The sequence below is a fragment of the uncultured Algoriphagus sp. genome, from assembly GCF_963974365.1.
In the GTDB taxonomy this organism is placed as follows: domain Bacteria; phylum Bacteroidota; class Bacteroidia; order Cytophagales; family Cyclobacteriaceae; genus Algoriphagus.
This window is the reverse complement of sequence record NZ_CAXBBX010000010.1, coordinates 71,355-96,579: the sequence shown is the minus strand read 5'-3', so window position 1 is coordinate 96,579 and position 25,225 is coordinate 71,355. Positions and strand designations below refer to the sequence as shown.

Below are 25,225 nucleotides of genomic sequence, written 5' to 3'. Positions count from 1 at the left end.
GAACTATATAAACTAGTAATATTATGTATCCAGAAGAATTGATCGCTCCAATGAGAGCGGAACTTTCCAGCGTAGGATTTGAAGAGTTCAGAACAGCTGAGCAAGTTGCAACGCATCTTGGTCCAGACCATAAAGGTACTACCCTTGTTGTAGTGAATTCAGTTTGCGGTTGCGCGGCAGGAGCTGCAAGACCAGGAGTAACTTATGCGGTAGAGAATTCACCCGTAAAACCAACTACACTTGCTACCGTTTTTGCAGGAAACGATAGAGATGCAGTGGAAAAACTAAGAGAGCTTTGTCTTCCTTACCCTCCATCTTCTCCAGCGATGGCACTGTTCAAAGACGGGGAATTGGTTCATTTCATCGAGCGTCACCATATTGAAGGTAGAAACGCAAAAATGATCGGTGACCACTTGGTTGAAGTATTCGAGCATTTCTGCGCATAACATAAAAATAGCCCTTCGGGGCTTTTTTTATTCCTGAATTTCAATAATCAAGTACAAACGCTAGAAACAAACTAGAGTTATTGGAGGTTTAATAGCAAATCGATAGAATTTCTTAAAATTTCTTTCACTTTCACAGGAATATTATTCCACCAAGCTATTTTCACCGCCAAAAAACTACCTGATTTTATTATCTTACGACCCTAATTCGAGGTTTTTTAAAATACGCAATCCAAACAATAATTATATGTCTGAATCAGCTAAGCTTTCTTTCAAAGGACAAGACTATGAATTCCCGGTAATCACCGGAACAGAAAATGAATCAGCGATTGATATCGCAAAACTTAGAGCATCCTCAGGTCTTATCACCCTAGACCCAGGATACAAAAACACAGGAGCTACAAAAAGCGCCATTACTTTTTTGGATGGTGAAGAAGGAATTCTTCGCTACAGAGGTTACAGAATTGAGGATCTGGCGGAGAAATCCACCTTCCTTGAGGTTTCTTATTTATTGATTTATGGAGAACTCCCTACTCAAGCTCAGTATGAAAGTTTCTCAAAAGAAATCACACATCACACACTAGTACACGAGGACATCAAAAAGATTCTTGAAGGATTCCCGTCCAATGCTCACCCCATGGGCGTGCTTTCTTCCATGATTTGTGCACTTACGGCATTCTATCCTGATTCGTTGAATCCTAATAGAACCGAAGAGGAAGTTAACTTGAGCATTATTCGTTTGATCGCGAAGATGCCAACTTTTGCGGCATGGGCATACAAAAACGAAATGGGTCATCCGGTAAACTATCCAGACAATGCGTTGGACTATTGTTCAAACTTCCTGAAAATGATGTTTGCGCTTCCTGCTGAAAAGTATGACGTAGATCCAGTAGTAGCCTCAGCATTAGACAAACTATTGATTCTTCACGCAGATCACGAGCAGAATTGCTCCACTTCTACCGTTAGAATTGTTGGTTCTTCTCAGGCTAGTATCTACGCTTCTATTTCTGCAGGTATCAATGCGCTATGGGGCCCACTTCACGGTGGAGCTAACCAATCTGTAATCGAAATGCTGGAAGCAATCAAAGCTGATGGTGGAGATGCAAAGAAGTATCTTGACAAAGCTAAAGACAAAAATGATCCATTCAGATTGATGGGCTTTGGTCACAGAGTTTATAAGAACTTCGATCCAAGAGCAAAAATCATCAAGAAAGCAGCTGATGATGTATTGGAGAAATTAGGTGTTAATGATCCAGTTTTGGATATCGCCAAAGAGCTGGAGCAAGCAGCATTGAATGACCAATATTTCATCGATCGTCAGTTGTATCCAAACGTTGATTTCTACTCAGGAATTATCTACAGAGCGCTTGGTATCCCAACAGACATGTTCACAGTGATGTTTGCTCTCGGAAGACTCCCAGGCTGGATCGCCCAGTGGAAAGAAATGCGTGAAAATGGCGAACCAATCGGTCGTCCAAGACAGGTATATACTGGAGAAAATGAGCGTGACTACGTATCAATGAATAAGCGGTAATCGTAGAATACATTCCCCAACTTGAATAAATAGCCAGCTGAAATCAGCTGGCTATTTATTTATATGCAAGTATGGCGGTGAATTAGCAACTGGTATTAAATTTGGGCTTTCACCCCTAACCAAACACTAAAGAAATGTCTAGCAATACCTTTGAAGAAGCCGTAGCAGCAACAAAAAAATTCACTTCCAAACCAAGTAACGAGGAGCTATTAAAGCTTTATGGCCTATACAAGCAGGCTACTGAAGGAGACAATGAAACAGAACGTCCAGGCGGATTTGACTTCAAAGCCGCAGCAAAGTACAATGCTTGGATGAATATGAAAGGTAAGTCCAAGGAAGAAGCTGCTGATCAATACGTACAACTAGTTGATCAACTCTCAAAAACACATGCATAACAATAAAAGCCCAAAATTGGGCTTTTATTGTTAGTAGACTGATGCAGCTTTTTAAAGCGTGGTATCTTTTCTCGAAAATCTGGATGCGATAATGCTACCTGCAATTAATTGCTGAATGTGATACAACATGAGTGGAAGCAAGACCAAACCCAATGTAGCAGGATCTGGGAAAATCACTTTCCCAATAACTACGCCTTGAACAAGTGACTTTTTTGAGCAACAAAATAATGCAGTCACCCGGTCTTCCCAGCTAAAGCCCAGCATTCTCGTCATTACCTCAATCACGACCCAAACCAAGAAGAATAATCCAAGCATGGTCGCTCCCACCTCCAGCAAAACGCTGGATTTGTATGGCGAAAAGACATCCTGAGAAAATGACTGCGCAAAAGAGGTAAATACGATGATCATGATGACCGACTGATCCACGTATTTCAATGCTGAGAGATGCTTCTCTATTTTTGGGAAGAGCCATCTATGCGCTAAAACCCCTACGATAACCGGCAATAAGACTTTCACAGAAAGTTCACCCAGTGTTGGCAAGAAATCCATTTCAATATCTGAGGAATCTTCCAGAATCCCCATCCAGGCTGGAGTAATTACCACTCCAAGCAGGCTGGAAATACTGGCATTGAAAATAGCCCCCGGAATATTACCATGTGAAATAGAAACCATCACTACCGAGGCACTGACTGTGGATGGAAGTACGGAGAGGTAAGTAATTCCTAATTGAAAATCCTTGTCTATCCAGCTCATAAAAGGCACGAGAGCCAGCACTAGCAATGGGAAAATCACAAAGGTGGTGAGCTGAATGAGTACATGTAGCTTCCAGTTTTTTAAGCCGGTAGCCAACTGGACTGGATCAAGCTTCACTCCGTAGAAAAAGAAAACCAAGCCTATTCCAACATTGATGATAGGTTTCCAAGGCACTGGAGATTGATTAGAACCTGCAAAGGGGAATAACCAAGCCAAGAAAATAGCGGCAAATAAGCCCAGTAAAAACCCATTAATTCCGACCTTATTGAGGGTATTAGCTAACTTATTAATCATCTGACTTGTAATCGTTTGAAATTATCGCAAAGTATGGCGGTGGCGATAGCTACATTCAATGACTCAGCTTCACCGAATCCCGGAATCGTCACCTTATCTGTCACTACAGCTTCAAGTTCTGTAGAAATTCCGTTTGATTCATTTCCCATCAAAATCACTCCCTCCTGGATTTGATTCATTTGGTGAACATTTTTTCCGTTCAAAAATGCTCCATACACAGGAACATTCCATTGCTTAAAAACAGCTTTTAAATCCGCATAGAAAAAGTTGACTCGGGTAAAAGAGCCCATACTTGATTGGATTACTTTCGGATTGTAAAAATCAGCCGTCTGGTCAGAAAAAACCAGATTTTTAATGCCATACCAATCTGCTATTCTAATGATAGTTCCGAGATTTCCTGGATCTCTCACATCGTCGAGGCCAATGACAAAATTACCTTTTGGGAAATCAAAAGCACTGTTTATCTTCATGTGAACTACGGCCAGCGCACTGTCATTGCTTTGGTATTGACCTAGGGCTTCAAGTTGATTCTGAGTAGCCAAAATCACCTGAGCGACAGACTTGCTGATAAGACTTTTATACTTTTCAAAGAATGAATCTGTAGCGACAAGTAAGTCCAGCCTGAAATCTGAGTTCAATACTTCTACAACACTCTTTTCACCTTCCACAAAGAACTTTTGTTCCTGATTTCGGAATTTCTTTTGATGTAAGGATTTAATAAACTTAACTGTATTTTTGCTAAGCATTCGGATCGACTCTGCCATTTTGAAATTCACCAAATATATACTTTTTATCTGTGTCCTCTGGGCCATGTATGCGTGCTCACTGAGCAAAAATTTGCCTGAGGGCAAGTATGTCCTTGAGAACAACAAGGTTGAAGGAATAGAAAAAGCGAACAAGTTGGATATTGAAGGATTATTTATCCAAGAACCAAACACAAAAATCCCTTTAACCAACTCCTCATTGGGTGTCTCAATTTACAGATTTGGTAAGGCATTCTATGATAGTGCAAAAGTAAGCCGCAAACTGGACGCTAAGAGTGCAGAACTTCTTGAAGTCAAAGCAGATCTAAATGAAAATCCTGATAATCGAAAGCTTATCAAGAAACGAGACAAGCTCCAATCGAGAATAGAGGATTTGGAAAAAATGCTGGAATATGGGAATTTCCTCATGAGGACGGGAAATCCTGTGACTATTCTGGATAGCACAAAAACTGAGAAAACAGTCACAGAAATTGATAACTACCTGTATAATAAGGGATTTTTGGATGCAGAAGTAGATTTTAAAGTAGAAACAAAAAAGAAGAAAGCAGAAGTAATCTACCTGATCCAAGAAAAGGAACAATACGTGCTTGATTCTATTTATACCAGGTCAGTGAATCAGGGAATATTAGTCTTAGTGAACACTACCAAAGAAGAATCACTCATCAAAAAAGGAGACAATTACGACCAGAACAATTTCACACGGGAAAGAAATCGGCTAGAAGAGCTATTCAAAAACAATGGCTATTACATGTTTACGAAGAGTTTTATCGATTACAACCTGTATTACGACACTACGTCCAAGAAAATCAATGTAGAGCAACGAATACTTAAACCCTCATTTGCAGAGAAGCATGAAGTCTACTCGATAGATTCCATCACGTTCAAAATCTCGCCACCAAGTGATGAATTTATAGATGAAAAAGCTCAAAGAAACTACCGGAATATAGACTTCACATTTTATAAGGATAGGTTCTCATCCAAATTATTGAGTTCGAGGATATTATTTGAAGAGGGCCAGATATATAGAAGAATAGACGTAGTAGAAACTCAAAAACAGCTCAGTAACCTCGACCTGTTTAGATATATTAATATTTCATTTGATACTGTGGGAACTAGCTTAACCGCCAAGATCCTTGCCCAACCAAATCAGAAGTACCAGCTCACCAATCAGCTCGGATTAAGTATTACAGAGCAATTACCTGGTCCATTCTTTAGTACCGTCCTTAGAAATAGGAATTTTTTCAGAGCAGGAGAAATTCTAGAATTCAATGCACGAATTGGCTACGAAGGTGTAGCCTCTGCTACTGATCAGGGTGTATATCAAAGCAAAGAATTTGGCACCTCTGCCTCTGTTATTTTCCCTAGATTCCTGATTCCTTTTTATGGGAGTGGCTTAAAGAAATTTGGCCGATACAATCCCAACACGAGAACCCAACTTGGATATAATTATACAAACCGGCCTGAATATACCAGATCAGGACTAAATGCACTTCTATCTTATACTTGGGTGACCCGCGGCAACAGGCAGCAGTTCAGGATAAACGCCGCGGATATTAATTACATCAGAACTCCAAAAATATCTGATGAATTTGCTCAAGTCCTACTCGATTTAGAAAACCAAGGGAATAATTTGATATGGTCTTTCCTTCCTTCTTTGATAAGTAGCTTTTCAGCCCAAACCATAATTAATTTCAATAATTACGGCAATTACACATCCACCACTAAGGCGTCATTGCTCAAGTTATTTGTAGAAAGCGGTGGCACCACCTTGAATTTTGTAAATTCAACCAGCAATAATGAAACTACTGATTTCGCCAGATTTCAATGGCTAAAATTTCAAGCTGACTACAGAAGATACCATCCGCTCAATCAAAAATCAACACTCGCCTACAGAGCAAATTTCGGTATAGCTAATCCTTACGGTGTGAGTAGTGGCATTCTTCCCTATGAAAAGTACTTTTTCGCAGGCGGTGGTACGAGTATCAGAGCATGGCAGGCAAGACGTCTAGGACCTGGAAGCTACACTCCAGAAACAGGTGATGGTGGTCGATACGACTATCCATTTGAGCAACCCGCTGAGATGATCATGGAAACTATGCTGGAATATAGAAGAAACCTTGCCGGATATTTCGATATGGCTGTTTTCGTAGATGCAGGAAACGCTTGGGTAATTGGAGTAGACAATTCTCGGCCTGGCGCTGATTTTAGATTTGATCGCTTCTACAAGGAGATTGCCGTCGGCACAGGAGTAGGCTTGCGGATGGATTTCAATTTCCTGGTAGTTCGACTTGATTTGGCTACCAAAGCCGTAGATCCATCTATGCCTGAGGGCGAAAGATGGGTACTTGACAATTTATCATTCAGAAACATTTTTGGCCTAAAAGGTCAAACTGTTCTTAACTTTGGGATAGGATATCCTTTCTAAAGCCAACTATAAGAAAAATGTCACGAAAGAGTAAAGAAGAAATAGCTGAGATCTATAAGCACATGCAAGACTATATCTGCAAGGAGCTAGAGCTGGCAGATGGTACTGGATTATTTATAGAGGACAAATGGGAAAGAGTAGCCGGAGGTGGCGGAAGAACCCGGATTTTTAAAAATGGAGAAATTATTGAAAAAGGCGGTGTTGCATTCTCAGCAGTACATGGACCTACTCCCGATAAAATCCTAAAGAAGCTTAACCTGGATAAGGCAGAGTTTTTTGCTACAGGAGTTTCCATTGTTTTGCATCCTAAGAGCCCAATGGTTCCGATCATTCACATGAACATCCGGTACTTCGAAATGGACAATGGTGTGCATTGGTTTGGCGGAGGGATAGATTTGACTCCACATTACATTGATGTAGCTGATGCCAAATACTTTCATCAGGAAGTGAAAAAGGTGTGTGATCAATATGACGCTGGTTATTATCCTAAATTCAAAGACTGGGCAGATGACTACTTCTACCTTAAACACAGAAATGAGACGCGAGGAATTGGTGGCATTTTCTATGATAGAATGCAGGGCAAAGATGATAGTGAGTTTGAGAGTTTACTTCAGTTCAGTTTATCCTTAGGAAGATTATTTCCTGAAGTTTACGGACATTTCATGAAGAAGAATTCCCAAATTCCATTTGGGGAAAATGAAAAATCCTGGCAAAGCCTGAGACGTGGAAGGTATGTAGAATTCAACTTAGTATGGGATGCAGGTACTAAATTCGGATTGGATACTAACGGGCGCACGGAAAGCATCCTGATGAGCATGCCACCAATGGCTGAATGGGAATACATGCATGAACCTAAGCTAGGTTCTAAGGAAGAATTCACTCAGAACCATCTTAAAAAAGGAATCGACTGGTTATCTTTTGAAAAATGATCGAAAAAATCAAAACGTGGGATGAGCATTTGTTCCTTTGGTTAAACTCCTTTCATGTTGACTGGTTGGATGTGGTCATGTTCCAGCTCTCACAAACATTGATTTGGGTGCCTTTCTATGCGATTTTAGTTTATTTCATTTACAGATCAGACCCTAAAAATAGTTGGTGGGTTTTTGGTGGAATTGCATTGACCATTCTGATTTCGGATCAGGTGACGTCCGGTCTGATGAAGCCCTATTTCGAAAGATTACGCCCCTGCCATGACGAACGCTGGTCAGATATCATCTATAACTATAGAAGGTGTGGCGGCCTTTTTGGATTTGCCTCCTCGCATGCAGCCAATACTTTTGGTTTGGCAGTTTTCTTAAATCTAAAAATGAAAGGAAATCTTCGTTTTCTCCCTTGGCTATTTTTGTGGGCAGCGGTGATTTCTTATACACGAATATACCTAGGAGTTCATTACCCTATGGATATCATTGTTGGAGCTTTAGTAGGTTCAGCTGCGGGAGGGATAAGCTGGTTTATTATTGTGTATATAAAAAGGGAAATACTAAAACTAATCCTGAAGGACTAAATCATTAAAATGCTCTAAGTTTTATTAAAATCTTAATATCTTTTGAACAAATTGCAGTATTAAACAATTTATTCCTCAGAGTTTTTAAATTTATTATCGGATTTATAAAGTAAGTTATCCGAATCTTTTCATCTCGCATCTACAAAAAATGGATTCTTTAGTGCTTTGGAGAAAATACTTTCTGCTTTTTTTATCATTTAGTATTGGGCTATCGATACATGCCCAAGATACACACCATTGGGGAAATCAATTTGGAACTAGGGCAGCTTTATTGGGTGGAGCAGTACTCACCGACACTATAGATAACGCAGGCGTATTCTACAATCCAGGCAATCTTGGGTACATGGATACTACTTCTCTATCTATCAATGCTAATTTATATGGCTTAGAGAACGTAAATATCGAAAACGCACTTGGCCAGCGAGCAGATTTCAAAGGAATTCAATTCAATACTGTTCCACTTTTGATCAGTGGGTCTATTCAGACAAAATCAGACTGGAATGTAAGTTATGGGCTTCTTACTCCGGTTAGTTTTAATTTCAATGGAGTAGCCAGAATCGAAGGTGAATATAATTTAGCACCGGAAGATATTAGCCCGGGAAAAGAGGATCTCGTATCCGAATCAGGCATTAGTACCAAACTTCAAGAGACTACTGTGGCTCTGGGGATTGGCAAAAAACTAAATCCAAATCTTGGTTTTGGAATCAGTCTATTAAATACCCTTCGTACGGTGAATTACTCCTACCGATTTTCTGCTAAAGCATTAACGAATAGTGAGGATTATTTTTTGATATCAAGAACTCAAAATGAGTTTATAAACTATTTCGCACTTCGAACCGCTTTGAAACTGGGCTTGAACTACCAGAAATCTACCTATGGTTTTGGTGCAACTGTAACTACGCCGGGGTTGGATTGGCTAGGAAATGGCACGGTGGCAGAAGACCTTACTTTATCTAACTTGATAGTACCAGGTTTGGATAAGCCACTAACTGCATTTGCCTCCGATAGGCAGGAGAAATTAAAAACCACCTATAAATCTCCTTTTGAAATTGCTTTTGGGGCTCATAAAGCATTCAACAGGTCTGTCATTAGTCTTAATGTCACTCATTTCGGAGGTTTCGACAGGTATAGAATTATTCAGGCTGAGTCTGGGACATTAGTCCGACCAGATAATATTGAAAATGCAATTGACAGTGAGGATTTTCTGAATGTGGAGACTTCTATGAAACCTGTCACTAATTTTTCTATAGGCTATGAAAACCAGCTGAAGGAAAGTATCACCCTACTCAGTAGTTTTCGCACTGATTTCTCGTATTTTGATAAAGAGTCATTAAAAAGCAGACAATTGGCAACAGAAATTACCCAATGGGATATTTTCCATGTGTCTTTGGGAGCCGAGGTAAAAAAATCCAGAAGCAGCTTAACACTTGGTTTGATATATAGTTTTGGCTCTACGCAGGATTATTTGCAGCGAGGAAGTTTCAATAATGTAGAAGCAGACCAGTTGCTTGAAGGAGCCCTAGTGGTCACTAAGGCTGGCTATTCTAATTTGGGATTATTAGTAGGTTACGCATTCAATTTTAAGAAATTTAACTAATCGGGTATGAAAAAATCTTTACTCATTTTCTTTGTCCTTGGGTTGTGTTCATTAGGGCTTCAGGCTCAGGTGACTACTGTAAACCTGGACTTGATTACTGGCAAAATAAACGGTGGTAAGCCTCTTCCTGCAGAGGAAGAATTCTATATCCATGGATCGATTCCAGAGAAGATCGAAATGGTCAAACTTCTGATATATCCTTCTAAGAAGGAAGCGAAATCAGGATACACGTATTTCTGGAGAGCACCATTTGGGTACAAGGATCTCTCCTACCAAGTTTTGATGGCTGATCCATTACGATCCAATACAGACTATAGAATGGAGTTTGGATATTATCAAAAAGCCGGTGCTGAACAGGTAAAAGAAGTAAGGGATTTGATCCATCAAAATATCAAAACCTACTTGAGCACAGTCACTACCATCAAAAAAGGAGGTGTTAACTTCTCTGAATCTGATGAGGTATTGCTGAACAATTTCTCAAGAATAGTAGATCAGGGAGCATATTACTTTGAACTACCAAACGGAGAAGAATTCCCCGGTTTTAGCGACATCACCCGAGCAAAACTAGAACAACGAGGAAAACTCAAAATGGGTAAAGCAAAATATAATGTCAGCGGACTCACCGAAGCAGATAATGCCCGTGCTGTTTTTGCCAGTGATTACATCCAGGATTTGGAAAACATACTTTTCTCTGAGATAGATCAATATCTAAGTCCAAACATGCTTGTGCGTGTGGATGAAACAATTTTTGAAAATTATTCCACAGAGAAAACTGCAAACTCACTCCCTATCAACGTAGGATATGGAGCTATTTCATTGAGTAAGGGACTACCTGATCAAGAGTTTGTAATGAGTCCGTATGCTGGGTTTTCTTTCCCACTTGGCAACCGAACCTTTGCCAAATTCATGAATAACATGTCTATATCTACAGGATTCTTCCTCTCTGGAGACATCAAAAATCAACTTGGCGAGAAAATTTCCGGACCTGTACTTGACCGACCTATTTACGTGGGACTTGGGTACAATTTCTTCCGATTTATCCGACTAAATGCTGGAGGCACCTTTATTACTACTGAGCAACTTGGTGGGCAAAATGCAAAAAGCTTCCAACCGTTTGTGGGAGTAAGTGCAGAATTCAATCTATGGTTAGGGATAGGCAGCAAAAAAAGATAAGGATATGAAAAAGCTAAGTTTATTATTTCTCGCTTTAGCCTTTGCCTTTTCTGCACAGGCCCAATTGCACGGCTACAAATGGAAATTTGGTGCCAGTGCTGGAGTTACCAATTACCTCGGAGATATACGTCCCCTGAAAGTGGACAATTTTCAGAATTTCACAAAGTATTACAAACGATATGAAACCTATTCGGAGCAGTTATCTTATCAGGTTTCGATTGAGTATGCGTTAGGAAACTCGGTAGGCTTGATGCTTACTGGAGGTAGTTACCAATTTGGATCTGGTGATCGATTTGTTAAAAATGACGGCACCCTCTTCACTGAAAGTCCAACTTTTGATCGTGCACTGAACTTCCAGACAGATGTCTATGATGCAGGATTATCCTTTGTAATCAAGCCGGACAATAATTGGCTGCTATCAGGAAAGTCATTCTTTGCACCATATTTCACACTGGGAGTGGGAGCATTAAGCTATAAGGTGCATGGAGATCTATTGGATGCCAATGGAAATCAATACAATTATGCTAATACTAGTGTGATTCCCGATGGAAATTTCGAAACGGACCTGACCACCTTAGGAACAGAGCGTGAAGACAACTATAAAACCACCGCTTTTTATGCAAATTTTGGTTTGGGCGTTCGTTTTCGTATCACCAAAAGCATAGAGATTTTTGCGCAGTCTGATTTCAAAAGAACCAATACAGATTATTTGGATGATGTCTCTGGAGTATACCGGGATTCATATGACAATGCCTTCCAAGAATACGCTGCAAAACCAGGGACAAATGTCGTCAGTTCAGACAATCCTTATCGAGGAATGGAGAATGGAAGACCAGATTGGTACATCTATCATGGAATGGGAGTGAAATTCAGCTTGGGAGCCAATAAAAAATCCTTTAATCCACCCGTGATTACCCAACGCTATACCTACGTACCTACGGAGCTTTCTACTGCTCAAATGGCAAAATCAGATTCCTCATATTCGGCTACACTCTCAAATGTGCCAATTACAAATAATTATTTTACTGTAATTCAACTTCCTGGAAATGGACAAAGTAGCATAAATGGAAACCAAACTGTAGCTGACTCAGCTTCTTTGGTACAAATAAATACCATGCGAGATTCTCTACAGAACTCTAGAGCTCAATTGAATGAAGAAATGGCCCTAACTGAGCGTGAAATAGCAGGTATAGATGAGACGATGGCTCTTGCCCAACAAGATACAAGTGTATCCGAGTCGGTGACTCAGGTTCGCGTTCAAAACTTAGAGGGAGAAAAATCCATGGCACAAGGAAAAATAACCAGTTTAAACACACTTGCCTTAGAAAACCAGTATAAACTGGATTCACTTAATGCCATATCTAATAGTTCCACACCTACTAATTCGATTGATTCCGCTTCAATGATGAAGGAATTGGTCATCTATCCAGGCCAAGTGAGTAGAATACTTTATTCTTCCAATCCTTCGGTTCTTTCTCTTGATTCCGCTACTCAGGCTCAATATGCCGCAACAAAATCAGGGACCAATCCTGAAACAATGACCCGAGAAGAATTTGATGAGGAAATGGAAAAATTCAGAGAAGACATGCTTTCTGCTCAAGCTACTAGAGATTCGGCGATGATGATGGCCTTTGCTACTAGGACTACTGCCTATGAACCTCAAGAAGCTGAGGCGGCTGAGCCTCAGGAGTTGACTATTAACACCGAAGCTATGGATGAAAAAACAGCTAAAAAGCTTGAGAAAAACCGCAAAAAGCAAGAAAAGCTTGACGAGAAGAATAATGAAATTTTAAAGGATGCATTACTCGTCGGTGGTACAGCTGCTACTACTGCAGCCATCTCAAACAGTGGAGATAAAAAGAAGGCTGCTGCAGCGGCCGCAAACGACTCTACGCTTCGAGCACGCATAGCGATGGACTCGGTGCTTATAGACAGCCTAAGTAATTTACCTGTCAGAATAGACACAGTGGTACAAACACAGCAAGTTCAGGTACAATCCTTCCTCAATGAAAGTAAAGTGGAAGTGTACTTCGACGTGAACGAAGCCACAGTCACTGAAGAGCAACGTGACAAGCTATTACCAGTCTCAGAATACCTGGCCAAGAATCCGGATGTGAAGGTGGAATTGATAGGCTTTGCTGACAACACGGGATCAGTTGCCTATAACCTCAAACTCACCGAAAAACGTGTAGAGGCTGTGTCCAAAACCCTGACAGATTTCTATAAAATAGAACCTGATCGAATATCAATTAGCAATGGAGGCCTTATTATCAGAGGAAATTCCAAAGGCTCTGTAGAATCAGATCGGAAAGTTGAAATTCGTGTCTTGAAAAAATAGTTAATTTAAAAACCTATAAAAAACTAAACCCTCAAAATGATGAAAAAGGTATTAACAACCCTCTTTTTGCTGACTGCAATTGCAGCAGGATCTTATGCACAGGAACTCAGAATAAACACCTATGCTGGGTATGTCTTTAAGGATAAAGTAGACTCATATTACTCAAAAGTTCCTATTTCAACAGTCAGGTTCAGGATGGCCTTCGTTGGGGGGCTGGTATAGAATATCATATCCCAAATAGAGGAGCAATTGAAATACAGTATCTGCGCCAAGACACCAATGCGCCAACATATTATTTAGATAATGGACTTTTTGGCCCAACAGAGCGATTCACCGATTTTGACATGGCTATCAACTGGCTGATGCTGAATGGCACCCGATACTTTCCAGTAAATGAAATTGTAGAACCATTTGCCGGAGCTGGATTTGGCATGGGCATATTCAGTGTTCAAAACCCAGACAACGGAAATGAAAATTCAGCGACCAAGTTTGCCTGGAATATCCGAGGCGGCTCTAACTTCTGGGTAGCTGACAATATTGCTATTCGAGTTCAGGCTTCACTATTCTCTGCCACTCAGGCAGTGGGCGGCGGGCTTTACTTTGGTACTGGTGGTGTTGGAGGAGGACTTTCTAGCTATTCTAGTCTCTATCAATTTGGACTAGAGGGAGGGTTAGTATTCAGAATTCCACAGCCAGCCAAATAGTTTCAAAATTCCGCATCAATTGAAAACCATCGAGAAATCCTAATTATTCTCGATGGTTTTTGCGTTATTTGCCGTTCAAAATTTCAGTTACCTTAAAACCTCTGCTACAGGTGCGTTACAGAATTCCCTTAAAATTAGTATTGCTTTTTTGTATCTTATTTATCGGAGTCAAATCTTCTTTTGCCCAAGAGTCTGACAGCACCCAAGTCAAAGCTGAAAAGAAAGAAACTTTTCTAAACCATACCTCAAAAGGGTTTATTCTAAAGACTGAGGACGGGAAATATGAAATGCAGATAGCGGCAAGATTACAGTTGCGATTTGCAGTTCCGGATGATCAAGACCCGATTACATTTGCTGATTTTCGAAATCAAGATCAACGGATTTTTAAAATTAATAGAGCAAGACTAAAAATAGGTGGTCATGCTTATCAACCTTGGTTGAAATACTATTTTGAGTATGAGCTTTCCAGAAGTTTATTGCTGGATTATCGAGTTATGATTGAAAAATGGCCCTGGTTGAATTTCAAAGCAGGTCAGTGGAAAGTAGAGTTTACCCGAGAGCGATTCATCAGTAGTGGAGATCAACAGATGGTAGATAGATCGCTTTTGAATAGAAAGTTCACCGTGGACAGGCAGCAAGGCGTAGAAGTATATGGCAACTTAGACGGAGGTGGCATCGCAAATTTCAACTATTGGGCGGCAGTGTTGACTGGAATGGGAAGAGGAGCTACGCAAAATGATGACAATAAAATGATGTATTTTGGTAGATTTCAGTGGAATTTTCTAGGACGAGAAGTGCCTTTTTCTGGTGGAGACTTGAAAATATCCCAAAAGCCAGCTGGAATAATAGCTATAGCTGCTGTCACTAACACAAGTCCATATACACGTTTTTCGACTTCCGGAGGTGGCAACTTGGCAGGATATGAAGGCACAAATGATGGACAGTATACCGTGAAGCAATATCAGATTGAAACTGCATTTATCTACAAAGGATTCTCCTGGTCTACCGAATTCCATCGCAAAAACATCTATGACAACTTTGATGAAATTGAAACGAACCTAGGCGGATATTATGTGACAGCTGGTTACCTTGCTCATCAAGCATTAGAATTTTGGCCAGAACCTCTGGAAATAGCCATGCGATATGCCGTAGTTAATCCAGATCTTGATATTTTGAGTAATAAACAACGGGAATTAGCACTAGCATTTAACTGGTTCTTTTCAGGACATAAAAATAAATTGACAACAGAACTTACTCGATTTACTTTTCAAGATAAGGAACTTCCTCAAGACGATGAATTACGTTTCAGGCTCCAACTTGACATTTCATTCTAATGAAAAAACTCCAGCTTATTTTTTTGTTTTGCATAGCAGGTCTTAGTGTGAATGCGCAGGAAATTGACACGGTTACTTATATTCCAAATCGTATTAACAATTTCAGTATTTTACCATTGCCCGCCATTGCATACAATCCTGCCAATGGCTGGATGTTCGGGGTGGCAGCTTCCACTTCCTGGTTTATGGGTGACCCCATATCTACCCACCAGTCAAATTTGGTTTTTAACTTTCTATATACCACTAAAAAACAGTGGATTATCAGCTCAAAGAGTAATGTATTTCTAGCAGACGATCAGTGGAATTTGATTGGTGATTGGCGCTATTTCATCACATCACAGCCTACTTATGGCTTAGGCAGCTCCACTCCGAATGACTTTGGTGTTGAACAAATCGGCCAAGAGTCAGTGATAGTTGGAGAGCAGCAGATGGATTTTACTTTGATCCGCTTTCATGAGACTATTTTACGGAGAGTAGGATTTAGCAAATTCTACCTTGGTGTTGGGTATCATTTGGATATCCATCAAAAAATAGAAAGTTATTTAATAGACGATGACTTGATAGACTACAATGCGGAATTCAGTCATGATTACTACAATAAATCTATAGGAGTTCCAGTAGATCAGTACACCTTATCGGGAATTTCCATAAATGGAATCATGGAGAATCGTGATGTAGCTGTCTCCCCATATGAGCATAATTATGCTATGATTTCCTACAAAATCAACCCGGAGTTTCTTGGGTCTGACAAATCCTCTTCTACACTCCTACTGGACTATAGACATTATTTCAACCTAAGTGAAAATCGAAAACGACATATTATAGCGGCATGGGCAATGGGTAACTTTCTCGTATCAGGAGATCTGCCATATATGAATCTACCGAGTATTGGCTGGGATATGTTTGGACGAAGTGGCAGAGGTTATTCCCAAGGAAGATTCAGGGGCGAAAATATGCTTTATTCAGAAGTAGAATACCGCTTTCCTCTCTTGCCAAACAAAGATCTTTTCGGAGGTACTATATTCGTGAATGCGGCCTCATTCAGCAGTAAAATGACAGGAGAGAAACTCATGAATACCATCAATCCGGGATACGGGGTGGGGCTTCGAGTGATGATCAATAAAGAAAAGCGTACCACTATTACGGCTGATTATGGTTTTGGACAGAAAGGAAATTCAGGATTTTACCTCAATATTAACGAGTCATTTTAGGTCCTTTGTATCATAATCATCAAAAACAAATCTTAAGTAGGATTATTCACACATATTCTTTCACTCCAATCCTAAATTAAGTTTAACTTTGTATTTAAGTAATTTTCAACTATAAAACTCAGCTCTTATGAAAAACACACTTATTTTTACCGCTTTCCTGCTGTTGTTTTCTGTTCAGATATCATATGCTCAGGAAACAGTTGATGATGAGATCACACTTATCCAGGCATCATTTGGGATGGACAAAAAACAAATCATAAAAGGATATATGGATTTGCCTGAGTCAGTTGCCCCAGCTTTCTGGACTATCTATTCATCCTATGAAGAAAATAGAAAAGCGTTGGCTAGAGAGCGTTTAAATATCATAAATGATTTTCTAACTGACTTTGATAACATTCAGGATGAAGAAGCTGATGATTTGGCTAAAAGAACACTGGAAAACGACCTTGCGCTGTCTAAACTTCACTCCAGCTATTATAAAAAGTTCAAGAAAGCCACATCAGCTGTTGATGCAGCTAAATTTCTTCAATTGGATATTTACATCCACAATACAATCAGGAATTCCATACAACAGGAATTGCCATTTATAAATGAAAACTAAACCAAATTTATATATGAATTCAAAATTACGTTTTATGATCCTAGCTTTACTAGGTTCATTAGCAATGTTTTCATGTACTCCAGATGGCGCGGAGTACATAGACGAACTCGATGTGGTGTACACAAATTAGGATGTTAATTACGATTTTGCTTCCCAAAATACTTTTGCAGTACCTGATAAAATCGTCAAGATATCAAATGAAACGGTAAATGGAAGTAATAGTGATTTTGAACCAGATTACGTGTCTCCGGCATATAAAACTGCAATTCTTGCTTCCATTCGTGACAACATGCGAAATGCTGGTTATACTGAAGTAGATAAAAGTGCAAATCCAGATTTAATCATTTTGCCTACGGTATTCCAAACTGACCAAATATATTTTTACTATGATTGGTGGTACTGGAACTGGTTTTATCCGGGATGGGGTCCAGGGTGGGGCTGGTATTATCCTGGATACTATCCACCGCAGGTATCCAGAATCCGTACGGGTACTGTCATGATGCAAATGACTGACCCAAAAAATGTGTCTGAAACAAATCAAATTCCAGTTTCATGGACAGGCGTTTTAAATGGCTTATTAGAGGGAGATGTAAGCTCGATCAATAATCGGATCAATACCAATATTGACCAAGCATTTGAACAATCACCATATATCGCCAAATAATCATGAAAAAGTCAATCATATTAGTAGCACTTCTGGTAATGGTTTTTGCCAGTGCTACCCAAGCACAGACCTCTTTTTTCTCCATAAATTACTCAGTAAGTATTCCTACAGGTAATACTGCAGATTACATTGATCAAGTTTCTGGAAGAGGAATCAATCTCGAATATCAGAGATTTATTAAACCAAGTTTTGCTATAGGTGGAGAAATAGGAAGTTATACGCTATACAAAAGAGAATCAAGCAAGGTATATACCGAGGGTTCAGCGTCACTTTCTGGAGTTCAGTATCGCTACCAGAACAATTATCCAATTTTGATCACTGGTACTTACTATGCAAACAGAACAGGTGAATTTAGACCATATGCTGGTTTGGGATTAGGAACAATAGCACATGACAGAAGAATTGACATGGGGGTTTTCTCTTCTGAGGAAACACATTGGCAATTTGCATTAAGACCTGAAGTAGGGATATTATATCGTCCCGCACAGTACGTGGGTTTCAGGCTAGGTGCCAAATACTACCAGTCTTTTAGCAGCAGCAATCTAGATGGACAATCTACTGTTGGTTTAAATTTTGGAATTGTATTCATTCGTTAAGCTGAATAATTGCTAATTAAAAATCATCCGACAAGTACAACAAGTTGTTATGCTTGTCGGTTTTTTTGTTTCACAATTTTCTATCAAGCAAATCAATAGTACTGAATTTTTAGCTATAAAAATCTATTTGGTTTAAGCCAAATGACCTGCTCAAATAGAGTTTGCTTTAGTTACAAACAAACTCCTATCAGGATTTAAACGTATTTGTTTAGTAAATTTGATTTATATAAACCTATCAATCTTATGAAAAAGTCAACATACTTTATTCTAGCCCTGCTGATGTGTCTCATGGCTTGCACTGCATCAAATGTCACTGTTGAACCGGGACTTTACGACGAGTTCAATCTAGCGAAGTACAAAACCTATTCATTTTTAGAAGTAGATCAGGATGGCTCGGAAGTTCCAGCCTTTTCCCAATCAGTGGTTTATCTGAAAGAAGAAATAGCTAAGCAGATGTCTACCCGTGGTTTATCAGAAGATAATTCAAACCCAGATTTGAAAATCAACTTAGGTATAGTGATCGAGAACAAAGAACAAACGCGGGAAACAAGCTTGGCGACGGATCCATTTATGTATACAGGCCAAAGAAACTACACTTGGCAAAGCCAAGAAATAGTAGTGGGAAAATATAAAGAAGGTACACTTACTATGCACTTGATAGACGCTCCTACTAATAAGGCAGAATGGGTTGGAGTAGTGTCTAAAGTAATCCCTAGCAAACAAGAAAAAAAGCAAGCAGCAATAGAAGAGGCTGTTTCTGAGATTTTTGAATCCATTGACAACAAATAACAAATCAACATAACAATCAACAAATGAGAAAATTAAATGCAATTGTAGCTTTTGTGCTATTAGCGGCAGTAGCTGCGTGCTCACCTAGTACAAAAATCACCGGTTCTTGGAAAGCTCCTTCTGCCAAAGCAGGTGGATATAGTAATATTTTTGTCACAGCTTTAACAGACAAGCTAGTAGCAAGACAAACGATAGAAAACGATATCGATACTATTCTAAAGGAAGATGGGATCACTGCAAACAGCAGTTTTGATATCATCCCTCCTGGGTTCAAAGCTACTCCGGAAAACAAGGATAAAACAGTACAAGCTATTCAGGCTGCAGGTCACGATGCGATTTTAACGATTGCACTACTAGACCAAACTTCTGAAACTAGATACGTCCCAGGGACCACGATGTATTCTCCAATGGGATATGGAGGATATTATGGTAGATTTTATGGATACTACTCTTATTACAATCCAGTGATGTATGATCCAGGTTATTATGCCACAGATAAAAATTACTATCTAGAGATGAATCTTTATGATGCTCAAACGGAAGAATTGGTTTGGTCAGCTCAATCAGAGACCACTAATCCTTCTTCTATTGAGACATTCTCCAAAGCATTTGCTCAGTCCGTAGAATACCAGTTAATCAAGGACGGTATAATCACCAAGCAATAGATTCAAAAAGCACACGAAAAAGCCCCGATAGAAAATTCTATCGGGGCTTTTATCATTAATGACTAAAGTAAATTATTTAGCCTCGTTTTTCTTTGCTGTAACTTCAGCTCTGATTTCTTGCGCAAGATTTTTAATAGCCTGCATTCCTGTTCTTACTCTAGTGCCAGCTGCTTTGTTACCATTTTCGTAGAATTTTGCAAAGTCTGCTTCTAAAGAATCTACCAAATCTTTAACTTCTTGGTGTCTGCTCATAATCGTTTTATTGGTTGGTTATAAATTATAATTGAACACAATAAACATCATTTATAGTGCCATTAGAAGTCTTTTGGAGTTTATTTTTAATTTTTAGTGCAGAAAAATGATGTTTTCATTAAAACACTCGTTTTTTTCAATTTTCGGCAATATTTCAGGCTAAAAATTGAGTTTAATATTCTCGCAAAAACGCTTCTATTCTACCCATATTGGCTTATTCATTGCCCAATAAGGTTTTTTTACCCCTTTAAATCATTACTTTTTTACCGGTTTCACCAGACTTAAGTATTGCTTGAACAATGCGGATGTCCCGAAGCCCTTCTTCTCCAGGCACAGATTGAGGTTTGCCATCCATGATTGTCTGGGCATCATCATCCATTTGATAAACTTGTTCCATTGGCTGCTGAAACGGGAAGTTAATTTCTCCAAGTGGACTCTTACCTTTATTTCCAGCATAAGCAGAAAAAGGCTCCATTTCTATCATCCCCTTCTCACACTTGATATTTAGGAAATTCATATTGCCTCCAAATGATGTTTTAATCGTTCCGATTACTCCTCCTGGAAACTCCAATTCTGCCTCAACTATTTCTCCTAAGCCATCTTTATATATCTCTGGTCGTTCGGTCCATATTTTAGCAGAATTGACCGCTATTGGTTCCATCCCAGACCCTAGTCTCGCCCCCTGAATAGCATAAACACCCATGTCGTAGATTACTCCTCCACCCATTTCACGCTTTTGCTTCCAATGATCCGTGCGATTCTCTCTGTATCCTGCAGCACAGTCTAGTCCTACTACATTCCCTAGGCTTTTCTCCTGTACAATTTTCTGAAATGCCTGTGTGTTTGGCTCATGCTGACACCTATAACCAATTGAAAGTGAGACTCCCGCGTTCTTGCATGCGTCTATCATGGTCTGGCATTCCTCTACGGTCATAGCCATTGGCTTTTCGCACCAGACATGCTTCCCAGCCTTAGCTGCCCTTACCACGTATTCCATGTGCATAGAAGGAGGCAAAACAATATAAATCACATCTATATCCGGATTGTCAGCGATAGCATCAAATGTGTCATAGTTGTATATGTTCTTTTCAGGAATCTTGTACTTGGTCTTCCACACGGCAGCTTTGGATGGTGTTCCTGTCACTATTCCAGCCAAATAGCACTTCTCCGTCTTTTCTAGAGCTGGTGCCAAAAGATCTGTACTGTAATAGCCAAGTCCAACAAGGGCAACTCCGAGTTTGTCTTTACGAACCTTGGGAGATGACAAAACACTAAAAGGTGAAACTAAACTTACTCCTGCTCCTAGAGCGAGAGATTTCAATGTGGTTCTTCTTGAGATAAAATTCATAGGTTATAGGTTAAGGGTTTGAAAACTAATATTCTTATCAAGATAATGCTTTCATTCATACCTCCAAAAAAGTTACTAAATTCAACGAGTATTCATTTTCCATCAAACCCTTAGACAACTATGAAAAAATTACTCTTGCTTATTCTTATAGGGATGCCTTTTCTGATCCAAGCACAAAACACAATGCAACCCTATCTCACACTTGCAGACGCTACAAAGATATCTGATGCTGCCGAAGCCAAATCAAAAGCTGAGGGGTGGAATATGGTGATCGTAGTACTCGATGCTGGTGGACATATGATCTCGCTTCGCAAAATGGATGGAGTCCAACTTGGTAGTATCGATGTGGCACTGGGAAAAGCAAAAACAGCTGTTTATTTCAAACGGCCGACAAAAGCATTCGAAGATATGATGAAAGTTGAAGGCGGAGTCAGAATCGCAACCTTGCCAAATGCAGTCGCAATTGAAGGGGGCCTTCCTATAGTTAAAGATGGCGTACTTGTGGGTGCAATCGGGATTTCTGGAGCAAGTTCGGCTCAGGATGGTATTGTAGCTGAGGCAGGTATTGCAGTATACAAATAGGCTACTACTCCGTCTAGCACCCCAACTCTAATAAAGTAAAATAGCTACCTGCACAGGTAGCTATTTTTATTCTAAACGAGTTCAATCTAAATTTGAAATCGCAGAGTAGCCCATTGATTTGCAGCAATTATCACATAAACTAACTTCGTTTTTGATAGTAAGCGCTTTTCTCATGGCTTCATTACCGGAATTAAAAGGACCTAAATAATCACGATCATACGAATCCGGAATTTGTTCACATTCACGATCATGAACTTCATGAAGACCATTATCATTCGGAACAGTAGATAGGTAAAAGAATTTCATAGGCTTGTTGATGAGTTTTATAATACTCAAAATTACCTATCAATTCTAAATGAAAACATACCCTGTATAGGGTATTTATTGGCATCAAACTTAGATTTTTGGATCATTAACTCCAGTTAATCACCTATTTCTGTCTGTCTCATTGGCATTTGATCGATCAGTCTGAAAATCTTAACCAAGGAAAAGTCCTTCTGCGCACCAGAAGCTTTCACACCACCATCAAGTCCGATCAAAATCCAATCTGATGTAGGTTTGGTATTGGCTAATACTTCTAAAAAGGCCTCAAATTCTATTTTATCATCTCCTGAGCTTTTGATGAATTTGCTCTTCTCAAACTCCACAAAAAGCATTTTTCTTTCTTCAATTTGTGTTTCCGAACTGGCCAATAATGAATCAATTGAAAGATCGGTGAAATTCGAAATAACTATCCGCTTTTTCCAACGAAAATCTTCAAGGGTCTTGCTTGTATCAGGGATCATAAAAAGGAGTACAGCTAGTAGCATAAATGACTTCATATTCATACAACTGCCACTGTTCCATTTGGTTATATTTTTTCAGCTCTATTTCAAAAAGCGACTGAGCAGGTCCGCCCATTCTTCATCTAGCGTGAGATTAGGCTTACTTTCTCCAGCTCTTCTGTACCAGTAATCAGCATTCCATTGATCGCCTTCCTTTCTGTGCAAATAAGCATGGATTCTCGCGGCATCTTGTCCACCCAGACTATCTACCTCATCGTGAGCTTTCTCCCAGTTCCCATTTCCATCATACCAAAGTGACTTCAGGATAGGATCATACTCGTTTATCTTATCATTTGATTCTAAAAAATCGGAAATCTGTTTATCGTCAAGTTTCATAGTTAGGCTGTTTTTCTCTCCAAAGAAAAGAACCTTAGGTATAAATTGTTTACTCTTCCGTGACTTTTTTGTGATATCCTGAGAGCAATTTTGAATAAATCAAAACCTCATAATCATGAAAAAAGTATTTATCCTATTTTATGTAGCCTTTTTAGGCTTAGTCTCATGTGCAGACGACACGGATCCAGTCACTATAGACCCAACCACACCAACAGGCACTCTGAATGTAACTCGAAGCGGCACATTCATAGATCAAAACGGAGCTGGATCAATGGGAACTGCCGGGTTAGGGCTGGACACAGAGGGCAAGGAGTTTTTACAGTTTGGCTCTAACTTCAATACTGCACTAGCCACTGGTACGGTGACTGTTTACTTGTCCACTTCTGCGACTTTTATGGCAGACCCAGGCAACGGAAATCCTGACTTATTGGTAGTTGGTCCAGTAAGAATGGCTGGGGAAAATTTCTTCGCTATTCCATCTGGAGTAAACACCGCCAAATACACCCACGTTTTATTGTGGTGTGGATCGGTAGGGATTCCTTTCGGAAATGCTCCACTTCAATAACAAAACATGGAATTCCAACGCTCACTTACATCTAAACTCAAGGCAGTTGTCCTTGGGTTTATGTGTTTAATTTCTTTGGATATAGCTGCGCAAAGTGGTTGGACCAAAGAAAAAACAGAAGGATTTTACCAACTCAGTTTTCAATCGCTGAAATCAAAAGATTACTATTCTCTTGAAGGAGATCTGCTGAAAACAAATCAATTTTCACAGCAATCCTTGATTTTCTATGGCGAGTACGGAGTCACTGACAAATTCACCATTATAGCCAATTGGCCTTTACAAACCTGGAATGGTTTTGAAACTACTGAAACGGTAAGCGGCATCGGTGACTTACGGTTGGAGTTCAAGCACGCGCTTCTCAAAAAGTATTTCCCCTTGAGTATCTCCATGGCCCCTGAACTTCCTATAGGGAGGGCAAATCATTTTGCCAAAAGTAAGGTCAGTGACTTTGAACAAATCAATCTCCCATCTGGAGATGGAGAATTCAATGTTTGGACAACATTGGCCACTTCTTTTGCACTTCCATCCATTCCTTTCTATGGGAATCTCTTCACCTCCTATAATTTCCGAACTCAGTACGAAGGCGTTTCCTTTTCTGACCAATTTGCCATTGGTGCGGAGATAGGCTATCACATTGCGGACATTGTTTGGGTAAATGCCCGATTAAATGCACTCAGTTCTGTGGACGAAGTGGATGTAGCAACGGACTTTGTCCGAGGTGACGGCACCGAATATACTGGCTACAGCTTTGGGGCAAGTATGCCCGTTTACAAAAACATTCACCTGAGTTTGAACTATAGAAACTACAACGATTGGATTTTCGAGCGAAAAAACATCTACTCCTCAGGAGTTTTCGGCTTGGGAGTCTATTACGAACATAAACCACAGAAAAAATGAATCCTAGTCTAATACAACCCTCGAGAGAGTCAATCCAGATTACTTTCCCTGTTTTCAAAAGTTACTCCAAAGGACAAAGCATCTATAAGCAAGATCAGCACTCAGAAGGTTTTTATCTTATAAAAAAAGGAATCGTTAAGCTGCAAAAAACGCTTCCAAATGGCCTTCAAACCATATTGAAAATAGTAGGAGAAGGCGAAATTATCGGTGAAGGCGAAGTTGACTCAACCTTTCCTAGACAAAATTTGAGCTATGCGATAGCAATCCAAGATGGCACCCTAATCCAAAAAGTGGGCAGCTTTGCTAATTTATCCTTCCAGGAACAAAAAAGTTTAAACCAAAAACTAATTGATAGAGCTTTAGAATCAGCTCAAAGACACGAACGCCTTATTTCGTGTGATGCTGAGCAGCGAATCAGAGCTGTACTAAAAGAACTTGCGGTGAAATTAGGAAAGAAATATGGGGACGAAACCCTTCTGAAAATCAACTTAACCCATGAGGATTTTGCCTTACTTTCTGACTCCAGTAGGCAAACTGTAACCAAAACCTTGTCTAATCTGAAGCAAAAGGGGATTATCAACTACAGCAGAAATAGAATTCTCTTCCGTGACTTAGCCAACTTTAAACTCTCGTAATC

Annotated in this window: 28 protein-coding genes and 1 pseudogene; 22 read left to right on the top strand and 7 right to left on the bottom strand. The window is 39.7% G+C overall.

All coding sequences use genetic code 11. The annotated features are described in order from the left end of the window. The first annotated feature begins 23 nt into the window (after positions 1-23). From AACZ87_RS14535 to AACZ87_RS14525, 3 genes are all read left to right on the top strand, one after another. Positions 24-446 carry a BrxA/BrxB family bacilliredoxin gene (locus AACZ87_RS14535; RefSeq protein ID WP_283412647.1) on the top strand — a complete coding sequence of 141 codons (423 nt, stop codon included), beginning with the start codon at positions 24-26 and terminating at the stop codon, positions 444-446. 244 nt (positions 447-690) lie between these two features. Further along, positions 691-1,977, top strand: a complete 1,287-nt coding sequence (locus AACZ87_RS14530) for a citrate synthase (protein ID WP_283412648.1) — start codon at positions 691-693, stop codon at positions 1,975-1,977. Between the two features lie 134 nt (positions 1,978-2,111). Beyond that, positions 2,112-2,372, top strand: a complete 261-nt coding sequence (locus tag AACZ87_RS14525) for an acyl-CoA-binding protein (RefSeq protein WP_339868240.1) — start codon at positions 2,112-2,114, stop codon at positions 2,370-2,372. A 51-nt stretch (positions 2,373-2,423) separates the two neighbouring features. Here the strand turns inward: AACZ87_RS14525 and AACZ87_RS14520 are convergent, their stop codons facing one another. Together AACZ87_RS14520 and AACZ87_RS14515 are read right to left on the bottom strand one after the other, a co-directional pair. Next, positions 2,424-3,419, bottom strand: a complete 996-nt coding sequence (locus tag AACZ87_RS14520; RefSeq protein ID WP_339868238.1) for a bile acid:sodium symporter family protein — start codon at positions 3,417-3,419, stop codon at positions 2,424-2,426. Then, positions 3,416-4,165: an RNA methyltransferase gene (locus AACZ87_RS14515; protein ID WP_339868443.1), complete on the bottom strand. Its 750-nt coding sequence runs from the start codon at positions 4,163-4,165 to the stop codon at positions 3,416-3,418. Before AACZ87_RS14515 ends, AACZ87_RS14520 begins: the two co-directional genes overlap by 4 nt. Positions 4,166-4,184: 19 nt before the next feature. Here AACZ87_RS14515 and AACZ87_RS14510 point away from each other — a divergent pair, with 19 nt between their 5' ends. From AACZ87_RS14510 to AACZ87_RS14440, 15 genes and pseudogenes are all read left to right on the top strand, one after another. Further along, positions 4,185-6,608 (top strand): BamA/TamA family outer membrane protein, encoded by a 2,424-nt coding sequence (locus AACZ87_RS14510; protein ID WP_339868236.1) that lies wholly within the window; start codon positions 4,185-4,187, stop codon positions 6,606-6,608. 17 nt (positions 6,609-6,625) lie between these two features. Then, a complete protein-coding gene (gene hemF, locus AACZ87_RS14505; protein ID WP_339868234.1) occupies positions 6,626-7,537 on the top strand; it encodes an oxygen-dependent coproporphyrinogen oxidase in 912 nt (303 codons plus the stop codon). Beyond that, positions 7,534-8,112, top strand: a complete 579-nt coding sequence (locus tag AACZ87_RS14500) for a phosphatase PAP2 family protein (RefSeq protein ID WP_339868232.1) — start codon at positions 7,534-7,536, stop codon at positions 8,110-8,112. Before hemF ends, AACZ87_RS14500 begins: the two co-directional genes overlap by 4 nt. A 148-nt stretch (positions 8,113-8,260) precedes the next feature. Beyond that, positions 8,261-9,709: a hypothetical protein gene (locus AACZ87_RS14495; protein WP_339868230.1), complete on the top strand. Its 1,449-nt coding sequence runs from the start codon at positions 8,261-8,263 to the stop codon at positions 9,707-9,709. A 6-nt stretch (positions 9,710-9,715) separates the two neighbouring features. Then, on the top strand, positions 9,716-10,882 hold the full coding sequence (locus AACZ87_RS14490; RefSeq protein ID WP_339868228.1) for a hypothetical protein: 1,167 nt from the start codon (positions 9,716-9,718) through the stop codon (positions 10,880-10,882). A gap of 4 nt (positions 10,883-10,886) precedes the next feature. Continuing rightward, positions 10,887-13,220, top strand: a complete 2,334-nt coding sequence (locus AACZ87_RS14485; protein ID WP_339868226.1) for an OmpA family protein — start codon at positions 10,887-10,889, stop codon at positions 13,218-13,220. Positions 13,221-13,259: 39 nt separating this feature from the next. Further along, positions 13,260-13,442: a hypothetical protein gene (locus AACZ87_RS14480; RefSeq protein ID WP_339868224.1), complete on the top strand. Its 183-nt coding sequence runs from the start codon at positions 13,260-13,262 to the stop codon at positions 13,440-13,442. Between the two features lie 122 nt (positions 13,443-13,564). Next, positions 13,565-13,924, top strand: coding sequence for a hypothetical protein (locus AACZ87_RS14475; protein ID WP_339868222.1), 360 nt, complete (start codon positions 13,565-13,567; stop codon positions 13,922-13,924). A 110-nt stretch (positions 13,925-14,034) separates the two neighbouring features. Next, entirely contained in the window at positions 14,035-15,258 is a 1,224-nt protein-coding gene (locus tag AACZ87_RS14470) for a porin (RefSeq protein ID WP_339868221.1), read from the top strand. Then, positions 15,258-16,469, top strand: a complete 1,212-nt coding sequence (locus tag AACZ87_RS14465; RefSeq protein WP_339868219.1) for a BamA/TamA family outer membrane protein — start codon at positions 15,258-15,260, stop codon at positions 16,467-16,469. Before AACZ87_RS14470 ends, AACZ87_RS14465 begins: the two co-directional genes overlap by 1 nt. A 127-nt stretch (positions 16,470-16,596) precedes the next feature. Continuing rightward, positions 16,597-17,070: a hypothetical protein gene (locus AACZ87_RS14460; RefSeq protein ID WP_339868217.1), complete on the top strand. Its 474-nt coding sequence runs from the start codon at positions 16,597-16,599 to the stop codon at positions 17,068-17,070. A 148-nt stretch (positions 17,071-17,218) separates the two neighbouring features. After that, positions 17,219-17,734: pseudogene (locus AACZ87_RS14455) on the top strand (DUF4136 domain-containing protein); the annotation flags it as partial. A gap of 2 nt (positions 17,735-17,736) precedes the next feature. After that, positions 17,737-18,330, top strand: coding sequence for an outer membrane beta-barrel protein (locus AACZ87_RS14450; RefSeq protein WP_339868216.1), 594 nt, complete (start codon positions 17,737-17,739; stop codon positions 18,328-18,330). A gap of 243 nt (positions 18,331-18,573) precedes the next feature. Continuing rightward, on the top strand, positions 18,574-19,119 hold the full coding sequence (locus AACZ87_RS14445) for a DUF4136 domain-containing protein (protein ID WP_339868215.1): 546 nt from the start codon (positions 18,574-18,576) through the stop codon (positions 19,117-19,119). 23 nt (positions 19,120-19,142) lie between these two features. Beyond that, positions 19,143-19,784, top strand: coding sequence for a hypothetical protein (locus AACZ87_RS14440; protein ID WP_339868213.1), 642 nt, complete (start codon positions 19,143-19,145; stop codon positions 19,782-19,784). Positions 19,785-19,856: 72 nt separating this feature from the next. Here AACZ87_RS14440 and AACZ87_RS14435 read toward each other — a convergent pair whose 3' ends face one another. Further along, positions 19,857-20,036, bottom strand: a complete 180-nt coding sequence (locus AACZ87_RS14435) for a histone H1 (RefSeq protein ID WP_192350681.1) — start codon at positions 20,034-20,036, stop codon at positions 19,857-19,859. 247 nt (positions 20,037-20,283) lie between these two features. Further along, entirely contained in the window at positions 20,284-21,384 is a 1,101-nt protein-coding gene (locus AACZ87_RS14430; RefSeq protein ID WP_339868207.1) for a Gfo/Idh/MocA family oxidoreductase, read from the bottom strand. 120 nt (positions 21,385-21,504) lie between these two features. Here AACZ87_RS14430 and AACZ87_RS14425 point away from each other — a divergent pair, with 120 nt between their 5' ends. Then, on the top strand, positions 21,505-21,966 hold the full coding sequence (locus AACZ87_RS14425; protein WP_339868206.1) for a heme-binding protein: 462 nt from the start codon (positions 21,505-21,507) through the stop codon (positions 21,964-21,966). Between the two features lie 81 nt (positions 21,967-22,047). Here the strand turns inward: AACZ87_RS14425 and AACZ87_RS14420 are convergent, their stop codons facing one another. The 3 genes from AACZ87_RS14420 to AACZ87_RS14410 all read right to left on the bottom strand — a co-directional run bounded on the left by AACZ87_RS14420 (position 22,048) and on the right by AACZ87_RS14410 (position 23,126). Then, a complete protein-coding gene (locus AACZ87_RS14420; protein ID WP_339868204.1) occupies positions 22,048-22,272 on the bottom strand; it encodes a hypothetical protein in 225 nt (74 codons plus the stop codon). 116 nt (positions 22,273-22,388) lie between these two features. After that, positions 22,389-22,787, bottom strand: a complete 399-nt coding sequence (locus tag AACZ87_RS14415; RefSeq protein ID WP_339868202.1) for a DUF4174 domain-containing protein — start codon at positions 22,785-22,787, stop codon at positions 22,389-22,391. A gap of 45 nt (positions 22,788-22,832) precedes the next feature. Next, positions 22,833-23,126, bottom strand: a complete 294-nt coding sequence (locus AACZ87_RS14410) for a hypothetical protein (RefSeq protein ID WP_339868200.1) — start codon at positions 23,124-23,126, stop codon at positions 22,833-22,835. Positions 23,127-23,241: 115 nt separating this feature from the next. Between AACZ87_RS14410 and AACZ87_RS14405 the strand changes: the two genes are divergently transcribed. From AACZ87_RS14405 to AACZ87_RS14395, 3 genes are read left to right on the top strand one after another with little or no spacing between them, the layout of a single operon-like run. Then, on the top strand, positions 23,242-23,691 hold the full coding sequence (locus AACZ87_RS14405; RefSeq protein WP_339868198.1) for a DM13 domain-containing protein: 450 nt from the start codon (positions 23,242-23,244) through the stop codon (positions 23,689-23,691). A gap of 6 nt (positions 23,692-23,697) precedes the next feature. Further along, positions 23,698-24,588 carry a hypothetical protein gene (locus tag AACZ87_RS14400; protein WP_339868196.1) on the top strand — a complete coding sequence of 297 codons (891 nt, stop codon included), beginning with the start codon at positions 23,698-23,700 and terminating at the stop codon, positions 24,586-24,588. Then, positions 24,585-25,223 carry a Crp/Fnr family transcriptional regulator gene (locus AACZ87_RS14395; RefSeq protein WP_339868194.1) on the top strand — a complete coding sequence of 213 codons (639 nt, stop codon included), beginning with the start codon at positions 24,585-24,587 and terminating at the stop codon, positions 25,221-25,223. Before AACZ87_RS14400 ends, AACZ87_RS14395 begins: the two co-directional genes overlap by 4 nt. Positions 25,224-25,225 lie beyond the last annotated feature (2 nt).